Origin of the sequence: Burkholderia sp. JKS000303, from assembly GCF_002563755.1 — a bacterium.
Taxonomy (GTDB): Bacteria; Pseudomonadota; Gammaproteobacteria; order Burkholderiales; family Burkholderiaceae; genus Burkholderia; species Burkholderia anthina_B.
This window is the reverse complement of sequence record NZ_PDBZ01000002.1, coordinates 986,639-1,005,115: the sequence shown is the minus strand read 5'-3', so window position 1 is coordinate 1,005,115 and position 18,477 is coordinate 986,639. Positions and strand designations below refer to the sequence as shown.

General features: G+C 65.7%; 18 protein-coding genes. 8 read left to right on the top strand and 10 right to left on the bottom strand.

Going from position 1 to position 18,477, the window contains the following annotated elements:
• Positions 1–15: 15 nt before the first annotated feature.
• Positions 16–2,601, bottom strand: coding sequence for a bifunctional aconitate hydratase 2/2-methylisocitrate dehydratase (gene acnB, locus BX604_RS26665; RefSeq protein WP_098553770.1), 2,586 nt, complete (start codon positions 2,599–2,601; stop codon positions 16–18).
• Positions 2,602–3,255: 654 nt separating this feature from the next.
• Here acnB and BX604_RS26660 point away from each other — a divergent pair.
• From BX604_RS26660 to BX604_RS26645, 4 genes are all read left to right on the top strand, one after another.
• Positions 3,256–4,236 (top strand): DUF6136 family protein, encoded by a 981-nt coding sequence (locus tag BX604_RS26660; protein WP_143748125.1) that lies wholly within the window; start codon positions 3,256–3,258, stop codon positions 4,234–4,236.
• A 9-nt stretch (positions 4,237–4,245) separates the two neighbouring features.
• Entirely contained in the window at positions 4,246–4,869 is a 624-nt protein-coding gene (locus BX604_RS26655) for an ABC transporter ATP-binding protein (RefSeq protein ID WP_098553768.1), read from the top strand.
• 355 nt (positions 4,870–5,224) lie between these two features.
• Positions 5,225–5,605: a nucleotide pyrophosphohydrolase gene (locus BX604_RS26650; protein ID WP_098553767.1), complete on the top strand. Its 381-nt coding sequence runs from the start codon at positions 5,225–5,227 to the stop codon at positions 5,603–5,605.
• A 49-nt stretch (positions 5,606–5,654) separates the two neighbouring features.
• Entirely contained in the window at positions 5,655–6,317 is a 663-nt protein-coding gene (locus BX604_RS26645; protein WP_098553766.1) for a glutathione S-transferase family protein, read from the top strand.
• Between the two features lie 50 nt (positions 6,318–6,367).
• On the opposite strand, the gene BX604_RS26640 is transcribed toward BX604_RS26645, so the two are convergent.
• The 5 genes from BX604_RS26640 to fdhD form a co-directional block, all read right to left on the bottom strand.
• Positions 6,368–6,625 carry a MoaD/ThiS family protein gene (locus tag BX604_RS26640; protein WP_098553765.1) on the bottom strand — a complete coding sequence of 86 codons (258 nt, stop codon included), beginning with the start codon at positions 6,623–6,625 and terminating at the stop codon, positions 6,368–6,370.
• Between the two features lie 70 nt (positions 6,626–6,695).
• The gene (locus BX604_RS26635) at positions 6,696–7,259 is read right to left on the bottom strand and encodes a molybdenum cofactor biosynthesis protein MoaE (RefSeq protein ID WP_098553764.1); all 564 of its coding nucleotides are present in this window, start codon (positions 7,257–7,259) and stop codon (positions 6,696–6,698) included.
• 46 nt (positions 7,260–7,305) lie between these two features.
• Complete coding sequence (gene moaA / locus BX604_RS26630; protein WP_098553763.1) at positions 7,306–8,436, bottom strand: GTP 3',8-cyclase MoaA; 1,131 nt, start codon at positions 8,434–8,436, stop codon at positions 7,306–7,308.
• 184 nt (positions 8,437–8,620) lie between these two features.
• The gene (locus BX604_RS26620) at positions 8,621–9,835 is read right to left on the bottom strand and encodes a molybdopterin molybdotransferase MoeA (RefSeq protein ID WP_098553762.1); all 1,215 of its coding nucleotides are present in this window, start codon (positions 9,833–9,835) and stop codon (positions 8,621–8,623) included.
• A complete protein-coding gene (gene fdhD, locus BX604_RS26615) occupies positions 9,835–10,704 on the bottom strand; it encodes a formate dehydrogenase accessory sulfurtransferase FdhD (protein WP_098553761.1) in 870 nt (289 codons plus the stop codon). The genes BX604_RS26620 and fdhD overlap by 1 nt, the downstream gene beginning before the upstream one ends.
• Positions 10,705–11,113: 409 nt before the next feature.
• On the opposite strand from fdhD, the gene BX604_RS26610 reads away from it, so the two are divergent.
• The 4 genes from BX604_RS26610 to BX604_RS26595 all read left to right on the top strand — a co-directional run bounded on the left by BX604_RS26610 (position 11,114) and on the right by BX604_RS26595 (position 15,073).
• Entirely contained in the window at positions 11,114–12,514 is a 1,401-nt protein-coding gene (locus BX604_RS26610) for a cytochrome ubiquinol oxidase subunit I (RefSeq protein WP_098553760.1), read from the top strand.
• 3 nt (positions 12,515–12,517) lie between these two features.
• Positions 12,518–13,525, top strand: a complete 1,008-nt coding sequence (gene cydB, locus BX604_RS26605) for a cytochrome d ubiquinol oxidase subunit II (RefSeq protein WP_098553759.1) — start codon at positions 12,518–12,520, stop codon at positions 13,523–13,525.
• A 191-nt stretch (positions 13,526–13,716) separates the two neighbouring features.
• Positions 13,717–14,637, top strand: coding sequence for a bestrophin family protein (locus tag BX604_RS26600; RefSeq protein WP_098553758.1), 921 nt, complete (start codon positions 13,717–13,719; stop codon positions 14,635–14,637).
• 49 nt (positions 14,638–14,686) lie between these two features.
• Positions 14,687–15,073, top strand: coding sequence for a VOC family protein (locus BX604_RS26595; RefSeq protein ID WP_098553757.1), 387 nt, complete (start codon positions 14,687–14,689; stop codon positions 15,071–15,073).
• A gap of 24 nt (positions 15,074–15,097) precedes the next feature.
• Here BX604_RS26595 and BX604_RS26590 read toward each other — a convergent pair whose 3' ends face one another.
• From BX604_RS26590 to BX604_RS39125, 4 genes are all read right to left on the bottom strand, one after another.
• A complete protein-coding gene (locus BX604_RS26590; protein WP_098553756.1) occupies positions 15,098–15,538 on the bottom strand; it encodes a nuclear transport factor 2 family protein in 441 nt (146 codons plus the stop codon).
• Between the two features lie 171 nt (positions 15,539–15,709).
• The gene (locus BX604_RS26585; protein WP_098553755.1) at positions 15,710–16,060 is read right to left on the bottom strand and encodes a DUF1493 family protein; all 351 of its coding nucleotides are present in this window, start codon (positions 16,058–16,060) and stop codon (positions 15,710–15,712) included.
• A 302-nt stretch (positions 16,061–16,362) separates the two neighbouring features.
• Positions 16,363–17,376: a tryptophan--tRNA ligase gene (gene trpS, locus BX604_RS26580; protein WP_098553754.1), complete on the bottom strand. Its 1,014-nt coding sequence runs from the start codon at positions 17,374–17,376 to the stop codon at positions 16,363–16,365.
• A gap of 203 nt (positions 17,377–17,579) precedes the next feature.
• The gene (locus BX604_RS39125) at positions 17,580–17,735 is read right to left on the bottom strand and encodes a hypothetical protein (RefSeq protein ID WP_175782470.1); all 156 of its coding nucleotides are present in this window, start codon (positions 17,733–17,735) and stop codon (positions 17,580–17,582) included.
• Positions 17,736–18,477 lie beyond the last annotated feature (742 nt).

The following is an 18,477-nucleotide window of genomic DNA, read 5'->3' as shown; positions in this document are numbered from 1 at the left end:
AGCGCGACAGCATGCTTACATCTGCACAGTGTCGGCGACTTCCTTGAAGTCTTCGATCTGGTCGAAGTTCATGTACTGGTAGATCTTGTCGCCGTTGGCGGTGAGCACGCCCATGTCGGCCATGTACTCTTCCTTGGTCGGGATCTTGCCCAGACGCGAGCAGATCGCTGCCAGTTCCGCCGAGCCGAGGTACACGTTCGTGTTCTTGCCCAGGCGGTTCGGGAAGTTACGGGTCGACGTCGACATCACCGTCGCACCTTCGCGCACCTGTGCCTGGTTACCCATGCACAGCGAGCAGCCCGGCATTTCGGTACGTGCGCCGGCCGTGCCGAACACGCCGTAGTGACCTTCTTCCGTCAGTTGCTTCTGGTCCATCTTGGTCGGCGGAGCGACCCACAGCTTGACCGGAATGTCGCGCTTGCCTTCCAGCAGCTTCGACGCGGCACGGAAGTGACCGATGTTGGTCATGCACGAACCGATGAACACTTCGTCGATCTTGGCGCCGGCCACGTCGGACAGCGTCTTCACGTCGTCCGGGTCGTTCGGGCATGCAACGATCGGCTCGTGGATGTCGGCGAGGTCGATCTCGATGACGGCTGCGTACTCGGCGTCCGCGTCCGGCGACAGCAGTTGCGGGTCGGCCAGCCACTGTTCCATCGCGGCGATACGACGCTGCAGGCTGCGCGGATCCTGGTAGCCCTGCGCGATCATCCACTTGAGCAGCGTGATGTTGCTGTTCAGGTATTCGATGATCGGTTCCTTGTTCAGGTGCACCGAGCAACCGGCGGCCGAACGTTCCGCGGATGCATCCGACAGTTCGAACGCTTGCTCGACCTTCAGGTCGGGCAGGCCTTCGATTTCGAGAATGCGGCCGGAGAAGATGTTCTTCTTGCCTTGCTTCGCCACCGTCAGCATGCCCTGCTTGATCGCGTACAGCGGAATCGCGTTGACCAGGTCACGCAGCGTGACGCCCGGCTGCATCTTGCCCTTGAAGCGGACCAGCACCGATTCCGGCATGTCCAGCGGCATCGTGCCGGTGGCGGCCGCGAAGGCGACCAGGCCCGAGCCTGCCGGGAAGCTGATGCCGATCGGGAAGCGCGTGTGCGAGTCGCCGCCGGTGCCGACGGTGTCGGGCAGCAGCATGCGGTTCAGCCACGAGTGGATCACGCCGTCGCCCGGACGCAGTGCGATACCGCCACGCGTGCTGATGAAGGTCGGCAGCGTCTGGTGCGTCTTCACGTCGACCGGCTTCGGATAAGCGGCGGTGTGGCAGAACGACTGCATCACGAGGTCGGCCGAGAAGCCGAGGCACGCCAGATCCTTCAGTTCGTCGCGGGTCATCGGGCCCGTGGTGTCCTGCGAGCCGACCGAGGTCATCTTCGGTTCGCAGTACGTGCCCGGGCGCACGCCCTGGCCTTCCGGCAGACCGCATGCGCGGCCGACCATCTTCTGTGCGAGCGAGAAGCCCTTGCCGCTGTCGGCCGGCTGGTGCGGCAGGCGGAACAGCGTCGACGGTGCGAGGCCCAGCGCTTCACGCGCCTTCGCGGTCAGGCCGCGGCCGATGATCAGCGGAATGCGGCCGCCGGCGCGCACTTCGTCGAACAGCACGTCGGACTTGACCTGGAATTCGGCGATCACGTTGCCGTCCTTCAGCGCCTTGCCGTCGTACGGGCGCAGTTCGACCACGTCGCCCATTTCCATCTGCGACACGTCGAGTTCGATCGGCAGCGCGCCGGCATCTTCCATCGTGTTGTAGAAGATCGGAGCGATCTTGCTGCCGAGGCACACGCCGCCGAAACGCTTGTTCGGGACGAACGGGATGTCTTCGCCGGTGAACCACAGCACCGAGTTGGTGGCCGACTTGCGCGAGGAGCCGGTGCCGACCACGTCGCCCACGTAGGCGACCAGGTGACCCTTTTCCTTCAGCGATTCGATGAACTTGACCGGGCCGCGCTTGCCGTCTTCTTCCGGCGTGATGCCGGGACGCGCGTTCTTCAGCATCGCGAGCGCGTGCATCGGGATGTCCGGGCGGGTGGTGGCGTCCGGTGCCGGCGACAGGTCGTCGGTGTTGGTTTCGCCCGTGACCTTGAACACGGTGATGGTCAGGCTTTCCGGCACTTCCGGACGGCTCGTGAACCATTCTGCGTCGGCCCAGCTCTGCAGCACGGCCTGTGCATGTGCGTTGCCCTTGTCGGCGAGTTCCTTCACGTCATGGAACTGGTCGAACATCAGCAGGGTTTTCTTCAGCGCGTCGGCGGCGACCGCGGCGACGGCTTCGTCGGACAGCAGTTCGATCAGCGGCTGGATGTTGTAACCGCCGAGCATCGTGCCGAGCAGTTCGGTCGCGCGTTCGCGCGAGATCAGCGGGCAGGCCGTCTCGCCCTTCGCGACGGCGGCCAGGAAGCCGGCCTTCACGCGCGCGGCTTCGTCGACGCCCGCGGGCACGCGGTGGGTGATCAGGTCGAGCAGCGTCTGCTCTTCGCCTGCGGGCGGGTTCGCCAGCAGTTCCACCAGTTCGGCGGTCTGCTGAGCCGTCAGCGGCAGGGGAGGAATACCGAGCGCGGCGCGGGCGGCCACGTGAGCACGAAAGTTTTCAAGCATGGGGGGACCTGCTGAGATTGCGTTTCAGGGGAAGGGCTTTCCAGGCACGCCGAGGCTGTTCCGGACACGACTTCACTGCTTTGACCGGGATTCTAATCGCAATATGGTGAAGCGTCAAATGTCTTATGTCTTATATAAGAGTTGGTCCGGCGTACAGGAAACAGGCGTGTTCCTTGCGGCGCGGGCCCGGGCGGTTTGCGGGAACGCGTTGGCACAGAAGGGGACAGATTCATTCCTGCGATGGCGCACGGAATGCGGTGCGGTTCGCGGCACGTAGCCGACATGTTGTCGTGCGATGGTCGTCGAGGCGGGGGGCGGGCGGCCGGTCCGTCGCTCCGGCGAACGACGCGCGGTTGTCGCGCGTCTGCGGAAGTGACACGATAACGGGTTCGGCGATCGGCGCGCTTGCGCCATTGCGTTAGACGGAGCGGGAGAACGATGCTGTCCTGGCGACTACGTTGGTACGTACTGGCGACATCCCGCGCGCTGCATCGGCATTGGCAGGCGCTGTTCCTGTCTGCGTTGCTGTTGCTGCCCGCGATGCCCGTGTTTGCGCAAACCCGCCTGCTGGGCGCGCCGGTGCTTGCCGTGCTGGCGCCCGCGCACGGGATCGAATGGCGGTTCGCGTGGATACACCTGCTCGAAGCCGTCGGCGTGCTGTGGGTGCTGGTGCAACGCGCGGCCGTCGCCGGCGGCCCGTTTGCCGTTTACCTCAAGTCGCTGCCGACGTCCGAAGGGCGTCGCCGTGCCGTCGATGCCGCCGTCGTGCTGATCGCGAGTGCGCCGCTCCTGGTGCCGGTGCTGGCCGCGACGATCGCGTTGGCGTTCTTGCCGCGGCAACTGTCCAACTATCTGTACGTGCTCGATCTGCTGCTGATTACGCTCGGCGCGCAGTTGATGGTGCTGTCGCGCGATCCGCGCAACGGGCCGGTGCTGATCGTCGCCAATGTCATCCTGATCGGCGGTCTGGAAGCGGATGGTGCATGGCGGGCCGCGTTGCTGGCCATTGCGTTGGCGGTTGCGGCGTTCGCGGTGGCCCGTGTGCCGACGGCGTCGCCCCGACGCGCACGCCGTCGCGCGTTCACGCGGGGCGCATCCGGCGATTCGCGCGCCCGTTCGGGATGCATCCTGCCGCCGTGGGTCAGCCTCCAGGCCGGCATCATCCGGCACGGTGCCGCTGCCAATCTCGGCAGGTGCGTGACGATGGGCGCGGCCGCCGCGTCGACGTGCTTCCTGTACGGCATCTGGGATTTCGACGCGCGCGTCGTGCCGTTGACACTGATCTCGCAAGCGATCATCGCGTTGATCGCCGCGACGACCTTTCGCGATCTGCGCACGGCCCACGCTCATGCCGCCGCGTTCATGCGATCGCTGCCCCGGGCGGAGGCCGTACAGGTTGGCGCCGATGTGCTGACCGTTGGCATCCTGGCATTGCCATTCGCGGCCGTCGGGCCGATGATGCTGGCGGCGCACGGCGTGCTGTCGCTCCCGCGCGCTGCCGCGGTCCTGTTGTCCGGGGCGCCGCTGTTGGCGTTGCTGCGTGTGCCGCAGTGCCATCTGCCGCGGCAAGCGGTCTTGCTCGGCGCAACACTGGCGGCACTGTGGGTCGCCGTCATGTGGCCCATCTTCATCTGACGATACATCATGCTTCGATTCGAAAACCTCTCGAAACGCTACGGCGAGCGTGTCATTTTCCACGGACTGCACCACGATCTCGGCGCAGGATGCGTCGCGCTCTGCGACGAAAACAGCAGCGGCAAGACCACGTTGCTCGGCATCCTTGCCGGCACGGTCGATGCCGACGAAGGCGAGGTCTGGCTCGGCGGACATTCGCTGCGAGCCGCGCCGCTGAAGGCGAAATCGGTGCTCGCCTATGTGCCCGACGACTGCATGGCGTACCCGTTCCAGACCGGACGGGCGTTTCTCGAACTGGTCGCGTCGGCCAAAAAGACGGTCGTCGGCGACAGTACGCTGGATCTCGCGCATCGCTTCGGGCTCACGCCGCATCTCGACAAGCGTTTCGAGCAGATGTCGCTCGGTACGCGCAAGAAGATATTTCTGACCGCGGTCTCTCTGGGCGAGCCGGCCGTCGTCATTGCCGACGAGCCCGGCAACGGGCTGGATGCCGGTGCGCGCGCCGTGCTGGTCGACCTGTTCAAAACGTTGTCGAAGGATCGCGTGGTGTTTTTCTCGAGCCACGATATGCAATTGGCTCAGGCCTGCGGCGCTAAAAAAATCGGGTTTGCCGAGCTTGGTATGCTGGTGTGACGGGAAGAGTTGGTGCTGTCGGTGGGCAACGAGACGATGATTGTTGGCCGCGCGTTGTCCGAATGAGGGCCGCGGCCCCCCACTTTTGCTCGCGGCCGCACGATCGAACTACACCTGCGACTCGTACACCGTCTTCATCGCTGCAAGCGCATCGGTCAACTCATCCACGAACGCGCGACGGGAAACCCCGCGCCAGTTCTCGCACGTCACGTCGATCCGCTGCGCATTCCGGTTCCTATATCATTCCGGCAGTCCGTACCGGGTATCTGCGCTTGCGAGCAGGAGAGCAGATTTCCCGTACCCGCATGCCGTCGACGGCATCAATGGTTCCTGATATGCAGTAGGGAGTGGCTACGTGGAAAAGTCTGAGTTGCAGAGTGATCTAGGGGCGTTGCGCGAACTCGTCCGGCAGTTTGTTGATGAGCGCGACTGGGACAAGTTCCACACGCCGAAGAATCTGGCTGCAGCGCTTAGCGTCGAAGCAAGCGAATTGCTGGAGCCATTTCAGTGGCTTGTTTCGGGTGAAAAGAGCGAGCTTGGCGAGGCTAACCTGGTGGCCGTTCGTCACGAGATGGCCGACGTATTGGTTTATCTGGTTCGCCTCGCGGACAAGATGGATGTCGATCTTTTTCAAGCGGTGCTGGAGAAGATGGAAATCAATCGGGCGAAGTATCCTGCTGACAAAGTGAGGGGAGATTCGCGAAAATATTCCGAGTATAAAAATTCGGGGAAATGATGTTGTGCGGCGTCCGGGTCTTGACGCGACATCCATGGAGGCGCGACAGATGAAAATCATGACCGGCCCACTGAGCATGTTCGGCGCGAAAGTCGAGATCGCCGCGCACGAGAAGGGCATCGCATTCGAGCGCGTGCTGGTGCCGTTCAGCCAGCAGCGCGGCTACGACCCGAAGCATCCGGACGTCGTGCGAATCAACCCGAAGCGCCAGGTGCCGGTGCTGCTCGATGGCGAACTGGAGATCTTCGATTCCACGCAGATCTTCGAGTATCTCGAAGACCTGAAGCCCGACCCGGCGCTATGGCCCGCGCAGCCGAAGGCGCGTGCGGTTGCGCGTCAGCTCGAACATTGCAGCGATGAAATCTATTTTCCGCACGTGATCCGGCTGATGGGCCTGGAGGACACGCCGGACCATCCCGCGGCGCAGGCGGCGCGCGACGAGGCAGCGCAATACTATCGGCGCATGGAACGCGCGCTGGCGGATCGCGAGTATCTCGCGGAAACCTATTCGTACGCGGACATCGCGTTTTACATGGCGCAGTTGTTCGGCGCGCGCAAGGGCGCGCCGATGACGGCGGAGACGCCGAACCTGCTGGCCTGGCGCGAACGGATGACCGCGCGTCCGGCCGTGCGAAACGTGGCCGGCGCGATGGCCGGCTATCTGGCCTCGATCGATCATCCTGTCCCGGACTTTCTTCGCGGGCTCTACTAGTCGCCGCGATGCACCGAGCGGCTGGCAGCCAGCCGCACGATGCGAGCGGATCACCCGCCCGTCACCGGCGGAAAGAACGCGACTTCGCTGTCTTCCCGCACGACGAACCCGCCCGGCACCATCTCGAGATTCACGGCCGCCCGCACGGGGCGGTCCATGCGCAGCGCTTCCCCGCTGCGCGCGTCGCGCGCGGCGAGCGTGCCGCGCAACGCGTCGACGGTGAGTTCCGGCGCATCAATCTCGACGATTTCCTCGTCGGTATGCAACTGTTCGCGAATGCTCGCGAAGTATTTGATCGTCAGTTTCATGGCGAGGTCCGGAGCCTGATCGACGGAGTCGGAAAAATCGGCGCAAGCCGAAGGAACACAGCCGGCACGTTCACCCCCATCGCCGCATCGCCTGATCATCGTGCGCCTTCGGCTCGACCCAGCCGGCCACGCCGTCGTGCCGGATCTCCTTCTTCCAGAACGGTGCGTGCGTCTTCAGGAAATCCATCAGGAACTCGCACGCGTCGAACGCCGATGCGCGATGCGCGGCGGCCACCACGACGATGACGACGGCGTGACCGAGCGGAATGCGCCCGACGCGGTGCACGATCTTCACCGCTTCGAGCCGCCAGCGCGCGCTGGCTTCCTCGACGATGCTCCAGAGCGCCTGTTCGGTCATCGTCGGGTAGTGTTCGACTTCGAGCGCGATCACGTCGTCGACGTCGCCTTCGTTGCGCACGACGCCGAGGAAATTCACGACCGCGCCGACATTCGGATTGCGAACGATCGGCGCGAGCTCGGCGCCGGCGTCGATCGCTGCATGCTGCACACGCACCTCGAAGCCGGCGGCGATCGACGGCGGCAGTTCGGTGTGCGGGTCAGCGAAATCGGGATGGCTGCCGGCACGCGACGGATCGTCGGGTGGCGCGGCACGGGATTCGGTGAAACTCGTCATGACGATTCTCCAGTAGGCGGTGCGTCGCGCTTCTCACGGCAGCCCGTCAGCCGCCGACGAGCGACATGCGCACGGTCGGATAGGTCTTGCCCGACGGCCGGGCCGCACGCGCGGCCCGCCGCTCGGAATAACGATCGTCGCGCTGCATCCATCGACCGCGCACGGCAGCCGCGAGGCGCTCGACCGGCGCGGTTTCGTCGAGCCACGGCCGCAGGTCGGTGCCCTGCGTCGCGAACAGGCACGTGTAGAGCTGGCCGTCGGCCGATACACGGGCGCGCGAACACGTACCGCAGAACGGATGCGACACGCTCGCGATGAAACCGACTTCGCCCCCGCCGTCGATGTGCCGGCAACGGATCGCGGTTGCGTCGTGCCCCGGCTCGCCGACGAGCACGAGCGGATAGCGTGCGTCGATGAGCTCGCGCATCCGCGCGGCCGGCACGACCTTGTCGCCGGACCACAGGTTCGCACCGCCGACGTCCATGTATTCGATGAAGCGCACGGCCACGCCGCTATGACGGAAATGGCGCACGAGCGGCAGGATCTGGTTGTCGTTCGCGCCGCGCTCGATCACGGCGTTGACCTTCACCGGTGCGAGTCCGACCGCCTGCGCGGCTTCGATGCCGGCCAGCACGCGCGCGACGGGTACGTCGGTGTCGCTCATCTTGCGGAACACGGCGTCGTCGATCGCATCGAGGCTCACGGTTACGCGCGTCAGGCCGGCGTCGCGCAGCGCGCGCGCCTTCGCGGCGAGCAGCGAGCCGTTGGTCGTCAGCGCGATTTCGACGGGCTTGCCGTCGACGGTGTTCAGCATCGCGAGCCGTTCGATCAGCGCTTCGAGGTTGCGGCGCAGCAGCGGCTCGCCGCCGGTGAGGCGGATCTTTTCGACGCCGAGCGAGACGAACGCCCGCGCGATCTTCTCCAGCTGGGCGAACGACAGCCGCTCGGACGACGGCATGAACGCATAGTCCGTGCCGAAGCTGTCGCGCGGCATGCAGTAGCCGCAACGGAAATTGCACTGGTCGATGACGGACAGCCGCAAATCGCGCAGCGGCCGCTCGAGCGTGTCGAGCGCGCGGGAGAAGGTGCCGGGCGCACTGCCGCCGGATGAAGCGGAAGCGGCGGTGGCCGGTGCGGCGGAAACGATGGCATTCACGATCGGTGCGTCTGCCTGCATGAAGTGAGCGGAGTGGCGTCGCCGATCGGCCGCGATTGCGTCGACATGTCGGCGCACAGGTCGTGGCGAGCCTCATCGTGAGCATAGTTCGCCGGACTTTCCCCGCAGAGACACAATCGCGAGCGAAATGCAGGAATACAGTTCGTGCGCCTGCGTGCGTGGCGAGCCGGCATCGTGCCGCGACTCATGCGAGCCAGTGCGCGAAATCGTAATACGGCACCGCGTCGCCACGCGTGATGCGTCGGCCGGCCGGCAGCCGCGCGAGTCCGCTCGCCTGCACGAGCGACTGCAGCGTGCCGGCGCCTTGCTGGCGCAGCGTGTCGAGCACGGGCGCGCCGCCGGAACCGACGGTGCGGCGCACGCGCACGAAGCGGTCGCGCTGCGGATCCGGCTCGACGTCGAGGTCGATCGGCAGCGACGGTACGTCCGGTAGGCAATCGTCGCGCCCCTGCAGGCGGCGGATCAGCGGCGCGACGAACAGCGCGAACGCGATCATCGCGGCGCCCGGATTGCCGGGCAGCAGCACGACGGGCCGCGCATCGAGCCGCGCGAGCGCGACCGGCTTGCCGGGCTTCATCCGCACGCCCGACACGACGAACGATGCGCCGAGCGCGGTCAGCGCGGGGCGCAGCAGGTCCTTGTCGCCGACCGACGCGCCGCCGACGCACACGATCACGTCGCAGCGCGCGGCCAGCCCGCGCAGCGCCTGATCGACGGCGGCCACGGTGTCGGCTGCGTGCTCGTTCGCCGCGACGCTGGCACCGGTTCCCGCGACCAGCGCGGCGAGCATCGGTGCATTGCTGTTGTAGATCTGCTGTGGCGCACGCGGCTGGCCGCACGGCACGAGCTCGTCGCCGGTCGTCAGGATGCCGACCCGCAGCGGCGCGCGTACGTCGATGCGCGCGCAACCCTGTGCGGCGGCGACGCCCACGTGCATCGCGCCGAGCCGCACGCCGGCTGGCATCAGCAGATCGCCGGCGCGGACTTCCTCGCCACGGCGCCGGATATGCGACCCGCTGCGCTGCGGTGCATCGAACGCGACCCAGCCGTCGTTCTCGCACGCGTGTTCCTGCATCACGACGGTGTCGGCGCCGGGCGGAATCACGCTGCCGGTGAAGATGCGCGCGGCCGTGCGCGGCGCGAGCGGTGCCGGCGTGTCGCCCGCATAGCAGCGCTGCGCGACGCGCAGCGGCTCGCCATGAGCGAGATCCGCGTGACGCACGGCGTAGCCGTCCATCGCGCTCTGGTCGGCCGGCGGCTGATCGAGCGCGGCGGTGAGCGGCGCGGCGAGTACGTGGCCGGCGGCTTGCGCGACCGGCACGGAGACGGTCGTTGGCGGCGGCGCGAACGCGCCGGTGAATTGCCGTTGGGCGGTATCGAAATCGGTCAGGGGTTTCATCAAGCGGTGAGCGCATGCGGTTGTGCATGCGTCGGTTCGGGTGACGGGAGCGCGTCGGGCGACACGTATTCGACGAAGCCGTCGTTGCGGCAGAAGCCGAGCAGCCGTACGCCGGCCTCGCGCGCGACGTCGATCGCGAGCGACGTCGGCGCCGAGATCGTCGCGATCATCGGGATGCCGACCCGTGCCGCCTTGCGCACGAGCTCGTAGCTCGCGCGGCTCGACAGGAACACGAAGCCCGCGTGCAGGTCGGCGCGACGCCGCGCGAGCCGGCCGATCAGCTTGTCGAGCGCGTTGTGGCGGCCGACGTCCTCGAATACGTCGAGCACGGTGCCGTCGCGGTCGCACCATGCGGCCGCGTGGATGCCGCCGGTCGCGCGCATCAGGATCTGCTGCTCCGGCAGCGTGCGTGCGGCACGTGCGACGGCGTCGGCGCCGATGCCCGCCGCCGCGCCGGCCGCCGCGATGCGCGGCGGATGCAGGTCGAGTTGCGCGATGCTTTCGATTCCGCAGACGCCGCAGCCGGTGCGACCGGCCAGCGCGCGCCGGTGCGCCTTCAGCGCCATGAACGCCTGTTGCGACACGGTGAGCCGCACTTCGGCGCTGCCGGGCCGGCATTCGCTGTCGATGTCGAAGACGTCCGACGCGCGCTCGACGATGCCTTCGCTCAGCGCGAAGCCGAGCCCGAACGCGTCGAGATCGATCGGCGTCGCCATCATCACCGTGTGCGCGATGCCGTTGAACACGAGTGCAACCGGCGTCTCGTCGACGACACGATCGACGGCGTCCCGCGCGTCGCCGGCGCGATGGCGCGTCACCTGACACGCGCTGCTGCCGACGGGTTCGTCGGGGCGGTTGCTGGGCTCCATGCGATTTTCTCCAGGGGCTCGGCAGGCGCGTGCGCCGGCCGGCGGGAACGGATTCTGCCGGGGGCGGGGCGCGACGTCGCGCTCGTGTGCCGCCGGCAGGTTTCGGGACGATAGTACGAGCGTGCGGACATGCCGCGGATATACAGCGTGGCACCGCGCAAAGCAGTACAGCTGACGGCCTTTCGGCGCGGAAACAGGTTTTCCGTGCACACATCTCCGACCCCCGGAAAAGCACAGTTTTAGCGCACGTTTGCGCGATTGCGAGTATCGTCGGAAACGCGATATCGTCGTTCACGCTTCGTTGCCGTGCACTGTGCGATCCATCCATGTTTGCACGTGCCGTCGCGAAGCCGTCGCGCGATTTCCTGCTTCGAGCTGACGTCCTCACAACCACGAGCAAATTACGGTCATGGAAATCTTCGATGCGTTCCATCTCGCCCGATTGCAATTCGCGTTCACGGTGTCGTTCCACATCGTATTCCCCGCGATCAGCATCGGCATGGCGAGCTTCCTGGCGGTGCTGGAATGGCGTTATCTCGTCACCGGCGACGCCGCCTACAAATCCATGTTCCAGTTCTGGTCGAAGATCTTCGCGATCGGCTTCGGGATGGGCGTCGTCTCCGGCGTCGTGATGGCCTACGAGTTCGGCACGAACTGGGCGGGCTTCTCGCGCATCGCGGGCAACATCACCGGCCCGCTGCTGACTTACGAAGTACTGACGGCTTTCTTCCTGGAAGCCGGCTTTCTCGGCGTGATGCTGTTCGGCTGGCAGCGCGTGAGTCCGCGTGCGCACTTCTTCGCGACGCTGATGGTCGCGCTCGGCACGCTGATCTCGACGTTCTGGATCCTCGCGTCGAACAGCTTCATGCAGACGCCGCAAGGCTACAAGATCGAGAACGGCCTGGTCGTGCCGGTCGACTGGTTCAAGGTCATCTTCAACCCGTCGTTCCCGTATCGCCTGGTGCACATGACGATCGCGGCGTTCATCGTCGCGGGCTTCATCGTCGCCGCATGCGGTGCATGGCACCTGCTGAAGGGGCGCCGCGACGAACCGGTGAAGCGCAGCTTCTCGATGGCGCTGTGGATGCTGCTGCTGCTCGCGCCGATCCAGATCGTCGTCGGCGATGCGCATGGCCTGAACACGCGCGAATACCAGCCGGCGAAGATCGCCGCGATCGAGGGGCTGTGGGAAACCGAGAAGGGCGGCACCGCGCTGAACCTCGTCGGCCTGCCCGACATGGAGGCCGAAACGACCCACTATGCGATCCAGGTGCCGCACCTCGGCAGCCTGATCCTCACGCACAGCTGGGACGGCGAGATTCGCGGGCTGAAGGAATTCCCGCCGCAGGACCGCCCGTATTCGCCGATCATATTCTGGACGTTCCGCATCATGGCGGGCCTCGGGATGCTGATGCTGCTCACGGCGTTGCTCGGGCTGCTGCTCAGAAAGGGCGGACGGTTGTATGAAACGCGCTGGTTCCAGTGGTTCGTCGTGTGCATGGGGCCGTCGGGCATCGTCGCGCTGCTGGCCGGCTGGATCACGACCGAGGTCGGCCGGCAGCCGTGGACGGTGTACGGTGTGCTGCGGACCGTCGATTCGGTGTCGCCGCTCAGCGCGCAACAGGTCGGCGTGTCGCTGCTGATCTTCGTGCTCGTGTATTTCCTGGTGTTCGGAACGGGTATCTACTACATGCTGAAACTGATGAAGCGCGGGCCGGCCGCGCACGCCGGGTATATCGAAATGCACCGGCATCCGGGGCTGCGCAAGAGCGCGCTGTCCACGCCGCTGAACGTCACCGAAGCGGAGTAAGCCATGCAGATCGATCTTCCTGTCGTGTGGGCCGCGATCATCGGCCTCGGCGTGTTCATCTACGTGATGCTGGACGGCTTCGACCTCGGCATCGGCCTGCTGTTTCCGTTCTTCGATGCCAAGGTCGAACGCGAAGTCATGCTGAATACCGTCGCGCCGGTGTGGGACGGCAACGAGACCTTTCTCGTGCTCGGCGGCGCGGGGCTGTACGGTGCGTTCCCGGTCGTGTATTCGACGCTGCTGCCCGCGAACTACTTGCCGCTGGTGCTGATGCTGGTCGGCCTGATCTTCCGCGGTGCGGCGTTCGAGCTGCGCGCGAAAGCCACCCGCACGCAGCACATGTGGGACCTCGCGTTCATCGGCGGCTCGGCGCTCGCCGCGTTCTGCCAGGGGATCGTGCTCGGTTCGCTGCTGCAGGGCATCAAGGTCGAGAACAACCAGTTCGCGGGCGGGCCGTTCGACTGGCTGTCGCCGTTCAGCCTGCTCTGCGGGATCGGCGTGCTCGTCACCTATGCGACGCTCGGCTGCGGCTGGCTGATCCTGAAGGTCGACGGCGAGCTGCAGCGCAAGATGCGGCTCCTGATGAAGCCGCTCACGGGCGTGCTGCTGGCCGTGATGGGCGTGGTCAGCCTGTGGACCGTGATCGGTCTGCCGGCCGTCGCGCATCGCTGGTTCGGCAGCGGCAATCTCGGCTGGTTCCTGCCGGTGCCGGTGCTCGTCGTCGCATGCGTGTGGGGCATCTTCCACACGGTGAAGCGCCAGCACGAGTCGATGCCGTTCCTGCTGACGCTTGCGATCGTGTTCCTCGGCTACACGGGGCTCGTGATCAGCATCTGGCCGAACATCGTGCCGCCGTCGCTGACGATCTGGGATGCGTCGTCGAGCCATTCGAGCCAGCTGTTCGCGCTCGTCGGCACCGTGATCGTGCTGCCGATCATCCTCGTGTACAACGCGATGCAGTACCGCGTGTTCCGCGGCAAGGTGCGCGAGGGCGACGCCGGCTATCACTGACCGGTATGCCCGGTGACGGGCACGCCCGGTGCGGGCGTATCATCACGCGCAGTGCAGTGCAGTGCAGTGCAGTGCAGTGCAGCCCGTCATCAGGCCGGGTTTCGACGCGACAGCGGCCCGCCACGCGCGGGCCGTTTCGCATCGGGCGCGCGGTTTGCATTGCGTATTTCTTTGGCAGTCGAGAAAAGATCATGATCGTCAGACCACGACAAAACTGGCTCAGGATGCTGTTCGTGTGGAACGGCTCCGTGCTGCAATCGATCATTCCGCAACTCGTGTTCATGGCGATCGTCAGCACGCTGGCGGTGTTCACGAACGGGCGCATCTTCGGCGAGAAGATTCCGCTCAATACCGCGCCGTTCACGCTGTTCGGCCTCGCGCTCGCGATCTTCCTCGCGTTTCGCAACAACGCGAGCTTCGAGCGCTTCAAGGAGGCGCGGCATCTGTGGGGCAACCTGCTGATCGCGGCGCGCACCGTCACGTCGCAGGTGCAGCGCTACCTGCCCGACAGCGTCGACGAAGTCGAGCGCAACCGGCTCGCCGATCTGTTGATCGCGCTGACCTATGCGCTGAAGCATCAGCTGCGCCGTACCGATGCGTCGGAAGACCTGCAGCGCATCCTCGGCGCCGAGCGCGCCGCCGCGTTCGCGAACAAGCACTACCAGCCGGTCGCGATTCTCGACGCGCTGCGCGGCGGCATCGTGCGTGCGCTCGGCCGCGCGCCCGGCAGTGAGGCCACGTGCTGGATGTTCGATGCGCAACTCGCCGAGGTGGGCAAGTCGGTGGGCGGTTGCGAGCGGATTCTGACGACGCCGATTCCGTTCTCGTACAGCGTGCTGCTGCACCGTACCGTGTATGCGTACTGCGTGCTGCTGCCGTTCGGTCTCGTCGATTCGACGGAATTCTTCACGCCGCTGATCTGCGTGTTCATCTCGTACACGCTGATCGCGCTCGAAGCGATCGCGAACGAGGTCGCGGAGCCGTTCGGTCTCGCACCGAACGCGCTGGCGCTCGATGCGATGACGCGCACGATCGAGCGGTCGGTGCTGGAGCTCGGCGATCGCGCGATGCCGGAGGAGTTCGTGCCGGCGTCGACGTATCAGATCACGTAAGCGGCACAGTCACGCGCGCGGCGGCGCGCACCATCCGGAAGAGGAACGAATGCGTATCTATGTCACGAGCATTTTCGTCGACGACCAGGACAAGGCGCTGGCGTTTTACACCGACACGCTCGGCTTCAGGCTGAAGAACAACGTGCCGGTGGGCGCGTTTCGCTGGCTGACGGTGGTGTCGAAGGACCAGCCGGACGGCACCGAACTGCTGCTCGAGCCGAGCAATCATCGCGCGGCGGGGCCTTACAAGCAGGCGCTCTACGAGGACGGCATTCCGGCGGCCTCGTTCCAGGTCGACGATCTCGACGCGGAGTTCGCGCGGCTCGACGCGCTCGGCGTGCGCTTCACGCTGGCGCCGATGGATGCGGGGCCGGTGCGCGTCGCGGTGCTCGACGATACGTGCGGGAACCTCGTGCAGCTGATGCAGATGAAGTGACGCGCGAGCCGCGTGGATAGCGGCTCATTGCGCCGCGACCGGCGGCGCGGTCTGCATCCAGCTGCGCTCCTGCATGCGGCTCTGGATCCGCCACCCGCATTCGCTCCTGACCAGCAGGTCGCGATACCACAGCCCGACGAAGCAGACGCGATCGTCGCCGGCATCGTCGGCCGACACCATCATCACCTGCCCGGCGGTGCGCGCGGTGGCCGCATCGCCATCGACGATCAGCAGCGATGTCGAGATCGTGTGCTGCGTGCCGCGCATCGACGAAGTTACCTGTTTCAGGTAGGTCGCGATGTCCGCGCGGTTGCCGACGGGGCCGCCGAATGCCGCGTAGTCGAGCATTGCGTTGCCGGCGAAGAGGCGCTCGAATTCGTGCCAGTCGCGCCGGTCGACGGCGTGGCAGTAGCGCGTCAGCAGATCGTGGATCTCGAGGCGGTCGATCATTTCCTGTGGCGTCATGATGGCGTGAGGGGCGTGGATGACGAGGGAACGATAGCGGGCGGGAGGAGGGGCGGCATCGGCGGGTTGGACTAAGGGTGCACGCGGATCTCGGCCGGTTGCGCGTATCGACGAGGTTGGCGGTGAATACTCGGAAACGGATTGCGGGCGGCACGGAATGCCCGTGAACGGCTACTGCTCGATCGCCGCGGTGTCCCAGGTTCCGAGCAAGATGGCCCGGTGCAGCATACCGACGGTCAATGCGTGTCGCTTGAACGTATGGGGTTTTCCGAGGAGATATTTTCTCAGGACGTGATACAGGAACCCTTCGCCTTCCATCAGGAAGTAGCGTCCGAAGTCGTAGTCGCCACGGGCCACGTCGAACCGCGCGAAAAAACGCGCCATGAAGATGTCGGCGTCGTCTCCGGTTTGCCCCAGGTCGTCCGATATCGACGTCTCGCCCGTCATCCGGCGGGTGTCCGGTACGGCTGCTTCCTGGCGAACGAACGCTTCCAGCGCGCTCCACATGTGACTATCGTCCATCACAGAATCGCCTTGGTTGTCGTTGACGGGCCAAGCTAAGGAATTGCTCTTTGTCAGTCAATTTCACGAGCAGCCGCCTGTGACGTTGGCGCCGGGAGACAAGCTGGCCGGGAGCGACGGGATTGCGGCCGCTTGCCGCGTGGCGGCGGGGCGAGCGGCATGGCGGTGCCAGCGAAATCGACCGTTGCCGTTGAAAGGGTGGTTGGCGTGAAATGTTTCCAACCATCAACGATCGCATCTCGCCCCGACGCCCGTTTCGGAAGCGCGCGTCGCGAGACGGCGACGCGCGTCACCCTCCCCACTCAATCGAAATACGTGAGCCCCATCGCGCCCTTCACTTCCGCCAGCGTTGCCCCCGCCACCTCGCGCGCATGCATCGTGCCGCGCTTCAGGATTGCCATCACCTCCGCCTTGTCCGCCTCGAATTCGCGGCGGCGTGCGCGAATCGGCTCGATCAGCGCCTGCAGCCGTTCGTTGAGCGCGCGTTTCACGACGCTGTCGCCGAGACCACCGCGGCGATAGTGCGCCTTCAGCTCGTTGACCTTCGGCACGTCCGGCTCGAACGCATCGAGGAACGTGAACACGACGTTGCCCTCGACCTGGCCCGGATCGCTCACGCGCAGGTGGTTCGGGTCCGTGTACATGTCCTTCACGGCTTGCGCGATCTCGTCGGGCGTCGAGCCGAGCGTGATCGCGTTGCCGAGCGACTTGCTCATCTTCGCCTTGCCGTCGATGCCCGGCAGTCGCGTGACCGCCGACAGCACGGCCTCGCATTCGACCAGCACCGGCTTGTCGACGGTCGCGTTGAAGCGGCGCACGAGTTCGTTGGTCTGCTCGATCATCGGCAACTGGTCGTCGCCGACGGGCACGTGCGTTGCCTTGAATGCGGTGATGTCGGCCGCCTGGCTGACCGGGTAGGTGAGAAAGCCCGCGGGGATGTCGCGCTCGAAGCCGCGCAGGCGGATCTCTTCCTTGATGGTCGGATTGCGCTCGAGGCGCGCGACCGTCACGAGGTTCAGCAGGTATTGCGACAACTCGGCGAGTTCGGGCACCTGCGACTGGACGACGATCGTCGAGATCGCCGGGTCGATGCCGACGGCGAGGTAGTCGAGCGCGACTTCGATCACGTTCTCGGTCACGCGCTGGCGGCGGCCCATGTTGTCGGTGAGCGCCTGCGTGTCGGCGAGCAGCAGGAACTGCGTCGCTTCGTGCTGCATCTGCACGCGTGCGCGCAGCGAGCCGATGTAGTGGCCGAGATGCAGCGGGCCGGTCGTGCGGTCGCCGGTGAGGATGGTCGGTCGGGTCGGGTGCGTCATGGTATGGGTTGGCTCCGGGTTATCGAAGCCACCAGCCATGACGATCGCGCAGAAACGACAATGCCGCCAAGGCTGGCGGCATCACGTTCGGGACATGCAAAAGGAAACGGGCCGCCTGGGTCAGGCGCGCCACCAGCGATGCAGGTTCAGCGAGGCAGGTTGGGTTTCCATCGCGCAAGTATAGCGCAGCGGCGGGCCGTGCGTCAGCGCACGACGGATTCCAGCGCGAGGCGCGCGACCTCGGCGGACGGCCACAGCAGGTACAGCAGGCCGGCCATCAGCAGCAGCGCGCCGGCGCGTACCGCGGGCGTACTGTCCTTCTCGCGCAGGGTACGGATGTGCTGCTTCAGTTTCTTCATGCTTGCTGGCGCAACGTGCGCCACTCCAACGGTTGCTGCAACGGGCCGGGTGGGCCGGCGCCGGGGTGTTGCGGGTTTGACGGGGCAGGGGGCCGTTCGGCGCGCTGTGTCGACCGGGGTGATGGCCGGGTCGGTCGGCGGCGCCAAAAAAGGGGACGATCGAGGGTCCGTGCCTGCGGTCCAGGCCAAGAAGCCGGCATCCTAACAGGTCGGCGGGGTGGGCACAGTCAAGAATTGTGTGGCGGGCGCGTGGCTGTCAGCGCTGTCGAGTCGCAATGGCGCTATTCCCCTGGACCGGATTCCTGGTCGAAATCCAGCATTTGAAATCCTTCTTATGTATGGGCATGCATCGCCATGCGGGGCGCGCCGATCGGAAAAAAGGCCGGCATGGATGATGCTCGTGCGGACGGCGCGATTGGCTCGCAGCTCGCGTGGGACGAATCGCGCGTTGTCGTCTCCGGTCGGGGCGGCAATAACATGGGATGGCGATTTTCGGCTATCGGGAAGGCGGGCTATTCGTTTGTATATCGCGATGAAATGCGCGACAGGAGGTTGATCACTCGTACGACATCTTGAGAGAGGTCATCGAAAAGATGCCGGTGAGACGATGCGAGACTCATGTGGCCGCACGTTCGATACCTGATCAGAGGTCATTCAACTGTTCTCGCTGAACGATTCCATTTCACTCGAACGGCTAGTTGTGAAGCGTCAAGAGGTTGTTTCTCGGCAAGGGAAGTTTGGC